The 10,940-nt window shown below is 60.6% G+C and carries 9 protein-coding genes; 3 read left to right on the top strand and 6 right to left on the bottom strand.

The window, feature by feature from the left end:
* Positions 1-536: 536 nt before the first annotated feature.
* The gene (locus A7K61_RS19195; protein WP_044274005.1) at positions 537-872 is read left to right on the top strand and encodes a DUF6124 family protein; all 336 of its coding nucleotides are present in this window, start codon (positions 537-539) and stop codon (positions 870-872) included.
* A gap of 218 nt (positions 873-1,090) precedes the next feature.
* Here the strand turns inward: A7K61_RS19195 and cysS are convergent, their stop codons facing one another.
* Both cysS and A7K61_RS19185 read right to left on the bottom strand, forming a co-directional pair.
* Complete coding sequence (gene cysS / locus A7K61_RS19190; RefSeq protein ID WP_034127906.1) at positions 1,091-2,473, bottom strand: cysteine--tRNA ligase; 1,383 nt, start codon at positions 2,471-2,473, stop codon at positions 1,091-1,093.
* A 15-nt stretch (positions 2,474-2,488) separates the two neighbouring features.
* Complete coding sequence (locus A7K61_RS19185; RefSeq protein ID WP_047711167.1) at positions 2,489-4,189, bottom strand: glutamine--tRNA ligase/YqeY domain fusion protein; 1,701 nt, start codon at positions 4,187-4,189, stop codon at positions 2,489-2,491.
* 237 nt (positions 4,190-4,426) lie between these two features.
* Here A7K61_RS19185 and A7K61_RS19180 point away from each other — a divergent pair, with 237 nt between their 5' ends.
* Both A7K61_RS19180 and lpxH read left to right on the top strand, forming a co-directional pair.
* Positions 4,427-4,933, top strand: a complete 507-nt coding sequence (locus tag A7K61_RS19180; RefSeq protein ID WP_014718940.1) for a peptidylprolyl isomerase — start codon at positions 4,427-4,429, stop codon at positions 4,931-4,933.
* The gene (lpxH, locus tag A7K61_RS19175) at positions 4,930-5,679 is read left to right on the top strand and encodes a UDP-2,3-diacylglucosamine diphosphatase (protein ID WP_069558154.1); all 750 of its coding nucleotides are present in this window, start codon (positions 4,930-4,932) and stop codon (positions 5,677-5,679) included. The genes A7K61_RS19180 and lpxH overlap by 4 nt, the downstream gene beginning before the upstream one ends.
* A 152-nt stretch (positions 5,680-5,831) precedes the next feature.
* Here the strand turns inward: lpxH and A7K61_RS19170 are convergent, their stop codons facing one another.
* From A7K61_RS19170 to A7K61_RS19155, 4 genes are read right to left on the bottom strand one after another with little or no spacing between them, the layout of a single operon-like run.
* A complete protein-coding gene (locus A7K61_RS19170) occupies positions 5,832-7,361 on the bottom strand; it encodes a DHA2 family efflux MFS transporter permease subunit (protein ID WP_003192178.1) in 1,530 nt (509 codons plus the stop codon).
* Positions 7,361-8,560: an efflux RND transporter periplasmic adaptor subunit gene (locus A7K61_RS19165; protein ID WP_014718943.1), complete on the bottom strand. Its 1,200-nt coding sequence runs from the start codon at positions 8,558-8,560 to the stop codon at positions 7,361-7,363. Before A7K61_RS19165 ends, A7K61_RS19170 begins: the two co-directional genes overlap by 1 nt.
* Before the next feature lie 15 nt (positions 8,561-8,575).
* Complete coding sequence (locus A7K61_RS19160) at positions 8,576-10,027, bottom strand: efflux transporter outer membrane subunit (protein WP_069558153.1); 1,452 nt, start codon at positions 10,025-10,027, stop codon at positions 8,576-8,578.
* Positions 10,024-10,497, bottom strand: coding sequence for a MarR family winged helix-turn-helix transcriptional regulator (locus A7K61_RS19155; RefSeq protein WP_014718945.1), 474 nt, complete (start codon positions 10,495-10,497; stop codon positions 10,024-10,026). Before A7K61_RS19155 ends, A7K61_RS19160 begins: the two co-directional genes overlap by 4 nt.
* Positions 10,498-10,940: the final 443 nt, after the last annotated feature.

The following is a 10,940-nucleotide window of genomic DNA, read 5'->3' as shown; positions in this document are numbered from 1 at the left end:
GGTTACCGTTTGCTGTTGCAACCCACAGAGTTGTGTAGATACCTATGGCAATCGCAGGCAAGCCAGCTCCCACATTTGGTTTGGCGCCAGGCAATCGAGCAGATACGCGCCGCCCATTGCGCCAGCTCAGCATCATCGCGCTACGCGCCACACCGGGAAGCGCCCGGTCGATCAGCAAAGCGGTTCTTGGCGGTAACCATTACCTCAGCTGGCACCTGATCCATCTAAGCATCGACGCCCAGCCAGAAATTTCCGACAGCGTTTTAGGGTTGCCCCTCGGAAGATGCCTGCCTAATCTTCGGCGGTCGCTGCAAATTCAGCGACCGGGTTTCGCAGCTCGGTTAAACTCTAGACGCACAGCGTCCACCTCAAGATAGCGGGCGCTTTTTTATGCCTGATGTTATGGCGGCTGTGCGCGGGATACCTTCGGGTATGCCGGGTGCCTAGAGTCCCGGTCTGCGAACCTGCGTACAGCTGCCACCCCAATATCGTTTCGCAGCGAGGGGTGGTGACTCCAATACTCTAGGAGCTTCGCTATGATTAAAGACAGTCCTAATCCACCTTCAGATTCAATCACGCGTCACCCTGCTGCTCATCGAGCAATCAACCACTATCTGAATCCGTCTGAGAAACCAGAGCCGTCTGCTGAGGGCCATGGCTTGTTTACCGTGCGCGAAGGACTAGACGTCGAGACGCTGCTGGTCAACGCATCGGAGGATCTAGCGTCGGTTCATGCACTGGCAAGCCACTTGGCTTTTGAGATCGACGGCAATCCTCGCAGCGTGGCTCTGGGGATTTGTCGGATGCTGGAGGGGATCCAGTTAATGGTGGATAAAACACTAAGCCTCAAAGACCATCCAACTCACACATAAATCTGAAACGGAAGAGTTCGCAAAGTGGGCACGGTAAAAAATGTGGGAGCTGGCTTGCCTGCGATTGCAGCGGGTCAGCCAACATTTTCGGTAACTGACACTACGTCATCGCAGGCAAGCCAGCTCCCACAGTGGATCGAGTGAAACGTTAAACAGTGTGCAAAAAAACGCCCCGAACCAGTCGGGGCGTTTTTTATTCAGCGTGCAGCTATCAACGGTCAGTCAGCCAACCGCCACGTCGTCCCACCCTTGCCGTCTTCCAACACCACACCCATCGCGGTCAGTTGGTCGCGGATACGGTCGGATTCCGCCCAGTCTTTATTGGTGCGAGCCGCCAGACGTGCCTGGATCAGTGCATCTACCTCAGCGGCATCCACACGCCCTTCAGCGCCCGCTTGCAGGAAGTCATCGGCCTCCATCTGCAACACGCCCAGCACGCTGGCCAGTTCTTTCAGGCGTGCCGCCAGGCCCGCCGCTGCGTCGATATCGGTCTCGCGCAGGCGGTTGATCTCGCGCACCATCTCAAACAGCACGGCGCAGGCTTCCGGGGTGCCGAAGTCGTCGTTCATCACTTCGGTGAAGCGTGCCACGAAGGCTTCGCCGCCAGCCGGTGCAACCGCGGGCAGGCCTTTCAACGCGTGGTAGAAACGCTCCAGGGCGCCTTTGGCGTCCTTGAGGTTGTCTTCGGAGTAGTTGATGGCGCTGCGGTAATGGCTGGACACCAGCAGGTAGCGCACCACTTCCGGGTGGTACTTTTCCAGCACGTCGCGGATGGTGAAGAAGTTGTTCAAGGACTTGGACATCTTCTCGCCATTGATGCGGATCATGCCGCAGTGCATCCAGGCATTGGCGTAGGTCTTGCCAGTGGCAGCTTCGCTCTGGGCGATTTCGTTTTCGTGGTGCGGGAACTCCAGGTCGCTGCCGCCGCCATGAATGTCGAAGGTCTCGCCCAGGCAGCAGGTGGACATCACCGAGCATTCGATGTGCCAGCCCGGACGCCCGGCGCCCCAGGGCGACTCCCAGCTCGGCTCGCCCGGCTTGGTGGCTTTCCACAGCACGAAGTCGAGCGGGTCCTGCTTGGCTTCGTCGACTTCGATACGTGCGCCGATGCGCAGGTCTTCGATCTTCTTGCGCGACAGCTTGCCGTAACCCATGAACTTGGCGACGCGGTAGTACACGTCGCCGTTGCCCGGGGCGTAGGCGTAGCCCTTGTCGATCAAGGTCTGGATCATCGCGTGCATGCCAGGAATGTGGTCCGTGGCACGCGGTTCCATGTCCGGCTTGAGGATGTTGAGGCGCGCCTCGTCCTCGTGCATGGCGGCGATCATGCGCTCGGTCAGCGCATCAAACGACTCACCGTTTTCGTTGGCACGGTTGATGATCTTGTCGTCGATGTCGGTGATGTTGCGCACGTACGTCAAGTCATAGCCGCTGAAACGCAACCAGCGGGTCACCAGGTCGAAGGCAACCATGCTGCGGCCGTGGCCGATGTGGCAGTAGTCGTACACGGTCATGCCGCACACGTACATGCGCACCTTGTTGCCATCCAGCGGCTTGAAGACTTCTTTGGTCTTGCTGAGCGTGTTGTAGATCGTTAGCACGATGTTTCCCTTAAATCACTGGCCCCACGAATCTCGCAAGGTCACGGTACGGTTGAATACCGGAGCACCAGGTTTCGAGTCCTTGATATCTGCGCAGAAGTAACCTTCGCGCTCGAACTGGAAACGGTCTTCCGGCTGTGCGTCGCCAAGCGATGGCTCGGCACGACAACCTGTGAGCACTTGCAGGGAATCAGGGTTGATGTTGTCGAGGAAACTGGCGCTGTCTTCGGCCTTTTCAGGGTTTGGCGAGCGGAACAGACGATCGTACAGGCGCACTTCGCACTCGATGCTGGCAGCGGCCGGCACCCAGTGGACCACGCCCTTGACCTTGCGGCCTTCAGGGTTCTTGCCCAGGGTGTCCGGGTCGTACGAGCAACGCAGCTCGACGATGTTGCCATCGGCGTCCTTGATCGCTTCGTCCGCACGGATCACGTAGCTACCGCGCAGGCGCACTTCGCCGTTCGGCTCCAGGCGCTTGTAGCCTTTTGGCGGCTCTTCCATGAAGTCGTCACGGTCGATGTAGATTTCGCGGGCGAACGGCAACTTGCGCACGCCCAGCTCTTCTTTCTGCGGGTGACGCGGCAGTTCGAGGTTCTCGACCTGGCCTTCCGGATAGTTGGTGATCACGACCTTCAACGGACGCAGCACGCACATGGCGCGCGGGGCGTTGGCATCCAGGTCCTGGCGGATGCTGAATTCCAGCATGCCGAAATCGACCACACCGTCGGAACGGTTGGTGCCGACCATGTCGCAGAAGTTGCGGATCGAGGCCGGGGTGTAGCCACGGCGACGGAAGCCCGACAGGGTGGACATGCGCGGGTCATCCCAGCCATGTACGTGTTTTTCATCCACCAGTTGCTTGAGCTTGCGCTTGCTGGTGATGGTGTAGTTCAGGTTCAGGCGGCTGAACTCGTACTGACGCGGGTGCGCCGGGACCGGCAGGCTGTCCAGGAACCACTCGTACAGCGGGCGATGGCTCTCGAACTCCAGGGTGCAGATGGAGTGGGTGATGCCTTCGATGGCGTCCGACTGACCGTGGGTAAAGTCGTAGTTCGGGTAGATGCACCATTTGTCACCGGTCTGGTGGTGATGGGCATGGCGGATGCGGTACATGATCGGGTCGCGCAGGTTCATGTTCGGCGAGGCCATGTCGATCTTGGCGCGCAACACGCGGGCGCCGTCCGCGAATTCGCCGGCGCGCATACGGTTGAACCAGTCCAGGTTCTCTTCCACCGAACGGTCGCGGAACGGGCTGTTCTTGCCCGGTTCGGTCAGCGTGCCACGGTACTCCTTGGCCTGCTCCGGGGTCAGGTCGTCCACATAGGCCTTGCCGGCCTTGATCAGCTCGACAGCCCAGTCGAACAACTGGTCGAAATACTTGGAGGCATAGCGCACTTCACCGGACCATTCGAAGCCCAGCCACTTGATGTCGCTTTCGATGGCGTCGATGTATTCCTGGTCTTCCTTGGCCGGGTTGGTGTCGTCGAAACGCAGGTGCGTGACGCCACCGAACTCCTGGGCCAGGCCGAAGTTCACACAGATCGACTTGGCGTGGCCGATGTGCAGGTAGCCGTTGGGCTCAGGCGGGAAACGGGTGACGATCTGCGTGTGCTTGCCCGAATCCAGGTCCGCCTGGATGATCGGGCGCAGGAAATTGACCGGGACGGCAGGTCCGGCCTTGGTATTCGAGGTAGGGTCGACAGTGGGCTTGCTCATAGGATCCTTGAACAGACAGGTGCGTGGCCAGGTGGGGCCAGATAAAACAAAGGGCTCATAATAGCCGAAGCAGTCAAGACACATACAGAGCGCGGCCAATTAATTGCCCGGGCGGTAAAAAACCACCTCGAAATTCCCGCAGGGCACGCTAAACTGCGCGCCTTGGCCGTCGTTTAGCCAGACAGGTAAGGTGCCCAGGCGCCCACACCCACGAATTCCCTGAAAAGAGTAGCGAACATGACTCAAGTCAAACTGACCACCAACCACGGTGACATCGTCATCGAGCTGAACGCCGAGAAAGCGCCGATCACCGTCGCCAACTTCATCGAATACGTCAAAGCCGGCCACTACGAAAACACCGTTTTCCACCGTGTCATCGGCAACTTCATGATCCAGGGCGGCGGTTTCGAGCCAGGCATGAAAGAGAAGAAAGACAAGCGTCCAAGCATCCAGAACGAAGCGGACAACGGCCTTTCCAACGACAAGTACACCGTCGCCATGGCCCGTACCATGGAGCCGCATTCGGCCTCCGCGCAGTTCTTCATCAACGTCGCCGACAACGCCTTCCTGAACCACAGCGGCAAGAACGTGCAGGGTTGGGGCTACGCAGTGTTCGGTAAAGTCACCCAAGGCACTGACGTTGTCGACAAGATCAAAGGCGTATCGACCACCTCCAAGGCCGGTCACCAGGACGTTCCAGCCGAAGACGTGATCGTCGAGAAAGCCGAGATCATCGAAGCGTGATATTGCTGATTTCAGACTTGCATCTGGAAGAGGAGCGCCCGGACATCACCCGGGCGTTTCTGGATCTGCTCCACGGCCGCGCCCGTGGCGCCCAGGCGTTGTACATTCTGGGGGACTTCTTCGAAGCCTGGATTGGCGACGATGGCATGACCCCCTTCCAGCGTTCCATCTGCGCGGCTCTGCGTGAGCTGAGCGACAGCGGCACCCCGATTTTCATCATGCATGGCAACCGCGATTTCCTGATCGGCAAGGCGTTCTGTAAAGCGGCAGGCGCTACCTTGCTCAAGGACCCGAGTGTCGTGCAGTTGTATGGCGAACCCGTGCTGTTGATGCACGGCGACAGCCTCTGCACCCGCGACCTTGGCTATATGAAGCTGCGGCGCATCCTGCGTAACCCGATTGTGCTGTTTATCCTGCGCCACCTGCCCCTGGGCGCACGCCACAAACTGGCGCGCAAGTTGCGCAGTGAGAGCAGCGCCCAGGTGCGCATGAAGGCCAATGACATTGTCGATGTCACGCCTGAAGAAGTGCCACGGGTGATGCAGCAGTTTGGCGTGCGCACCCTGGTCCACGGCCATACCCACCGCCCCGCCATCCATAAGTTGCAGATCGGCGACCAGGCGGCCAAGCGCATTGTGCTGGGGGACTGGGACAAGCAAGGCTGGGCGTTGCAGGTGGATGAGCAAGGGTTTCAGCTGGCGGCGTTTGACTTCGTCAATCCGCAGTTGGCGCTGCCTGGCGCCTGATCAAGCACAACACCGGTCAAAGGTGAACAGAGATCCAACTGTGGGAGCGGGCTTGCTCGCGAATGCGGTGTATCAGTCACAGCCATATCGACTGACACTCAGCATTCGCGAGCAAGCCCGCTCCCACATTCTTGACTGAGTACAACCTCAAGTCAGTGCCCTGAAGCTGCAGGCCCGGCCTTCGCCGTAAACGGCGGCTTGGCCAGCCACACCAGCAACATCAAGCCCATGAACATCCACCCCAGCAACGTGAAGTAATCCACGGTGGACATCATGTACGCCTGGCTGGTGAGGATCTGGTCCAGTTGGGTATAGGCCTTCTGCCCTGCCCCGCCCAGCGCCTGCAACGCATCGCGGGTGGTCGAGTCGTAGACGGTCATGTTCTCGCTCATGTACGCATGGTGCTGGTCGGCCCGGCGGATCCAGATCCAGGTGGTCAGCGACGCCGCGAAGCTGCCGCCCAAGGTACGCAGGAAGGTCGCCAGCCCCGCGCCATCGGCAATCTGGTGCGGCGGCAGGTCGGACATCAGGATGCTCAAGGTCGGCATGAAGAACAGCGCCACGCCGATGCCCATGAACAACTGCACCATGGCGATGTGGGTAAAGTCCACTTCGTTGGTGAAACCGGCGCGCATGAAGCAGCTCAAGCCAATCGCCAGGAACGCCAGGCCCGCCAGCAGGCGCAGGTCGAACTTGTGCGCGTACTTGCCCACGAACGGCGACATCAGCACCGGCAAAATGCCGATGGGCGCCACCGCCAGCCCGGCCCAGGTGGCGGTGTAGCCCATCTGGGTTTGCAGCCACTGCGGCAGGATCAGGTTGATGCCGAAAAAGCCCGCATAACCGAGGATCAACACAATGGTGCCGATCCGGAAGTTACGGTGCGCGAACAGCCGCAGGTTGACCACCGGGTGCTTGTCGGTCATCTCCCAGATCACGAACACCGCCAGGGCGATCACCGAAATGGCCGCACCAATGATGATGAAGTTGGACTCGAACCAGTCCAGGTCATTGCCCTTGTCGAGGATGATCTGCAAGGCGCCAACCCCGACGATCAGGCTCAGCAGCCCTACGTAGTCCATCGGCTGGTAGCTGGTGACCACCGGGCGTTTTTTCAACTGCGCACGCACCACCATCACCGCGAAGATCCCGATGGGCACGTTGATGAAAAAGATCCACGGCCAACTGTAGCTGTCGGTGATCCAGCCACCAAGGATCGGCCCGGCAATCGGCGCTACCACCGTGACCATCGCCAATAACGCCAGGGCCATGCCGCGCTTGGCGGGTGGGTAGACCGCAATCAACAAGGTCTGGGTCATGGGGTACAGCGGCCCCGCCACCAAGCCTTGCAGGACCCGAAAGCCGATCAACTCAGGCATCGAGGTGGAGATACCGCACAGGAAGGACGCCAGCACAAACAACAGGGTCGCCCACAAAAACAGCTTCACCTCACCAAAGCGCCGGCTCAACCAACCGGTGAGCGGCAAGGCGATGGCGTTGCTCACCGCAAACGAGGTGATCACCCAGGTGCCCTGCTCCGAACTCACCCCCAGGTTGCCGGAGATGGTCGGCAACGCCACGTTGGCGATGGTGGTGTCGAGCACCTGCATAAAGGTCGCCAGCGACAGGCCAATAGTGGCCATCAACAGGCTGGGCGGCGTGAACGAGGCGTTATTGCTCATCAGCGTTGCGCAGCCTTGGGAGCGGCGACGCTGTTGTCATGGATCAACTGGTTGATCATGGCATCGGCCTCGGCCAATTGGCGGTCATACACGTTGGTGGTGAACGAAGCTTTTTGCGGCGCCTGCTGCGCCAGCACCGGGCCGCTCTGGTCGTGCAGGTCGACGTTGACCACGGTGCTCAAGCCCACCCGCAGCGGGTGCTTGGCCAGCTCTTCGGCGTTGATATGGATGCGCACCGGTACCCGCTGCACGATCTTGATCCAGTTGCCGGTGGCGTTCTGTGCAGGCAGCAAGGCGAACGCGCTGCCGGTGCCGGCGCCGAGGCTGTCGACGGTGCCGCTGTACTTCACGTCGCTGCCGTAGATGTCCGACTCGATATCCACCGGCTGGCCGATGCGCATATCCCGCAGTTGGGTTTCCTTGAAGTTGGCATCGATCCACAGCTGGTCCAGCGGGATCACCGCCATCAACGCGGTACCCGGCTGCACGCGCTGGCCCAGTTGCACGGTGCGCTTGGCCACATAGCCGGTGACCGGCGCGATCAAGGTGCTGCGGGCATTGGTCAGGTACGCCTGGCGCAGTTGCGCGGCGGCCGCTTGCACATCGGGATGGGACGAAATCACCGTGTCATCCACCAGGGCATTGGTGGTTTTCAGTTGTTGCTCAAGGTTGGTCAAGGCGTTCTTGGCGGCGGTCAGGCTGTCGCGGGCGTGGGACAGTTCTTCCTGGGAAATCGCGCCACCCTGGGCCAGGGTCTTGCGGCGGTTGTAGTTGTCCTGGGCGGTTTGCACATCGGCTTTCTGCGCATTGACCTGGGCTTTCATACCATCGACGTTGCTGTACAAACCGCGTACCTGGCGCACGGTGCGGGCCAGGTTGGCCTGGGCACTTTGCAGGCCGACGGCGGCGTCGTTGGGGTCGAAGTTGATCAGCACCTGGCCTTCGTGCACCAGGTCGCCATCGTCAGCGCCAATGCTGACCACGGTGCCGGTGACCAGCGGGGTGATTTCCACCACGTTGCCGTTCACATAGGCGTCGTCGGTGCTTTCATTGAAGCGCCCGTAGAATTCATACCAGGCCCACACGCCGACCACACTGAGGATGACGATCAGCGCCAGGCCGATCAGCATCACTTTGCGTTTGCGCGGGTTGGTGTCTTTGGGTTGTTCGGTTGCGTTGGTGCTTTCGGCAGTGGCCATGACAAATACCTCAAATTATTCCGTGCGTGTAGCTGGGGTGGTCGCGGCCACGCTGTTGGCGTGGTACCCGCCACCCAGGGCCTGCATCAATTGAATCGACAGGTCGATCTGCGCCGCATTCAGGGTGGCCAGCTGACGCTGGGCCTGCAGCAACTGCTGCTCGATGCTGAGCACATCCAGGTAGTTACCGATGCCTGAGCTGTAGCGTTGCACCCCGGTGTCGTAGGACTGCTGCGCGATGTCGGCCGCGTGTTGCTGGGCCTGGATCTGCCGCCCGGTGTCGCGCAGTTGCGAGAGGCTGTTGCCGATATCACCCAAGGCTTGCACCAGGGTTTTGTTGTACTGGGCCACGGCCAGGTCGTAGTCGGCGTCGCGGGCGTCAAGGTCAGCGCGCAGGCGACCACCATCAAAAATCGGCAGCGAAATCGTCGGCGTAATGTTGAAGAAGCGGCTGGCCGAACCGAACATCGCATCGCCCAGCAACGACTCCGCGCCTGCGCTCGCGCTCAGGTTGAGGTTGGGGTAGAAGCGGGTCTTGCTGGCGTCGATGTTCTTGCTCGCGGCCTCTACGCGCCAGCGTGCGGCGACCAGGTCCGGGCGACGACCGAGCAGCTCGGCAGGCAACACCGCAGGCACGGCCACGGCGCTGGGTTTGAGCACCGCTGGGCGAGCCAACTCGTCACCGCGGTCCGGGCCTTTGCCGAGCAATACGGCGAGGGCGATCTTGGCGCTTTGCAGTTGTTTTTCCGCGTCAATCAGTTGCGACTGGGAGCTGGCTTCCAGGCTCTCGGTCTGCTGGTACTGGTACTCGCTGTCGATACCGGAACTCAGGCGGCGCTTGCTCAGGTCGAGCATCTGGCGGGTACGCTTGAGGTCATCGACGGCCAGGTCACGCACGATATGCGCCTGGCCCAGATCGCTGTAGGCCTTGGCCACGTTGGCGGCCAGGGTCAGGCGCGCGGCCTGCTGGTCGACTTCGGCAGCACGGGCCTCGCCCAACGCCGCTTCCCAGGCGGCGCGCTGGCCGCCCCAGAGGTCGAAGTTGTAATTGAAACTGGCGCCGATGTTACGCACCGTCGAATAGGCATCGCCCTGCCCGCGGGGGTCCTGGTCCTTGGCCAGGCGCGAACGGCTCACACCGGCGCTGGCATCCACCGTCGGCATACGGGCGGCGTTAGCGGCATAGGCGGCGGCTTCGGCCTGGTGGGCGCGGGCATCGGCGACTTGCATGTCGGGGCTGTTTTGCAGGGCTTCCTGGATCAGGCCGTCAAGCTGTGGGTCGCCCAGGCTTTTCCACCAGTCAGCGGCCGGCCAGGCGGCGCTCGACAGCGTCACACCGCTCAGGGACTTGCCGGTGTGCAGGGTATTGGCGTCGAGGCGCTGGCCTTGGGTATCGAGGCCGCTGTAGTTGGCACAACCGGCCAACGTCATCGCCGCCAGCACCAGGCTGAGTGCGCGTGTGTTCATGATCGACCTACCCGCTGGATCGTGATGGGGTCACCCGCAGCGATCAGCATTTTCTTCAGGATCCGCTCCAGGGTTTCCAGCTCGCCCGGCTCAAGCACACCGGCCAACTGGTTCAGTGCCTTGGCACCGATGTGCGGGAGCATGTCCGCCAGGCGCTGGCCTTCGGCGGTCAATACCAACTGCACCTGGCGACGATCCAGCTCGGAGCGCTTGCGGCTGAGCAGGTCTTTTTGCTCCAGCCGGTCGAGCATGCGCGTCATCGAACCGCTGTCCAGGGACAGGTTGCGGCACAGCTCCGCCGGGGTATCGACGCCGAACTGGGCCATGATGATCAACACCTTGAACTGCGCGGCGGTGATGCCGTGGGGTTCCATATGGGTGTCGATGATGCGGTCCTTGAGGATGGCAGCGCGGCCCAGCAACAGGCCGAGGTGGCAGTTGTGGAAGTTGTCAGGGGTGAAGTGAGGCATCGAAAGTCACCTTATTACTGCCTAGGCAGTGAATGTGTGACGAGATGTTACTGCTTAGGCAGCGAATGTCAAATGGAATAATTAGGTTGCTTGGTAGTTGAGGGATGAGCATGAGGTCTAAGGATTGCCTGATGGGCTACGGTATCTGTGCTAGTTAAGGTAGGAGATTCTGGAACAACTCGTATAGCCCTGCCCATGAAGTACTTAAAAGCGCGTCTACTGAGACGCTGCAAAGCACCGGTCACACCTGGTACTGCAGGGATAACTCGAGGTATGGCATTTTGATCAATCCCGTCCCGGGCGACACGTTCGCCAAGCAGACGACTTTCCCGCTTGGCAAATCTGGGCTTTCCTTCCGTATCTGGATGACGGGTACAGATCGCTATGAACCAGGATATCAACCCATCCCATCTGCGGACAGAACCTATGCCATCGGCAGCGCG

Origin of the sequence: Pseudomonas sp. AP42 (assembly GCF_001728935.1) — a bacterium.
Taxonomy (GTDB): domain Bacteria; phylum Pseudomonadota; class Gammaproteobacteria; order Pseudomonadales; family Pseudomonadaceae; genus Aquipseudomonas; species Aquipseudomonas lactis.
This window is presented reverse-complemented; position numbering and strand designations above follow the sequence as displayed.

Excerpts from the sequence above, each read along its gene's own strand:
- A7K61_RS19180 (WP_014718940.1), top strand. The coding sequence starts at position 4,427 with ATGACTCAAGTCAAACTGACCACCAACCACGGTGACATCGTCATCGAG.
- A7K61_RS19185 (WP_047711167.1), bottom strand. The coding sequence starts at position 4,189 with ATGAGCAAGCCCACTGTCGACCCTACCTCGAATACCAAGGCCGGACCT.
- A7K61_RS19160 (WP_069558153.1), bottom strand. The coding sequence starts at position 10,027 with ATGAACACACGCGCACTCAGCCTGGTGCTGGCGGCGATGACGTTGGCC.
- A7K61_RS19195 (WP_044274005.1), top strand. The coding sequence starts at position 537 with ATGATTAAAGACAGTCCTAATCCACCTTCAGATTCAATCACGCGTCAC.
- A7K61_RS19170 (WP_003192178.1), bottom strand. The coding sequence starts at position 7,361 with ATGAGCAATAACGCCTCGTTCACGCCGCCCAGCCTGTTGATGGCCACT.
- A7K61_RS19165 (WP_014718943.1), bottom strand. The coding sequence starts at position 8,560 with ATGGCCACTGCCGAAAGCACCAACGCAACCGAACAACCCAAAGACACC.
- A7K61_RS19155 (WP_014718945.1), bottom strand. The coding sequence starts at position 10,497 with ATGCCTCACTTCACCCCTGACAACTTCCACAACTGCCACCTCGGCCTG.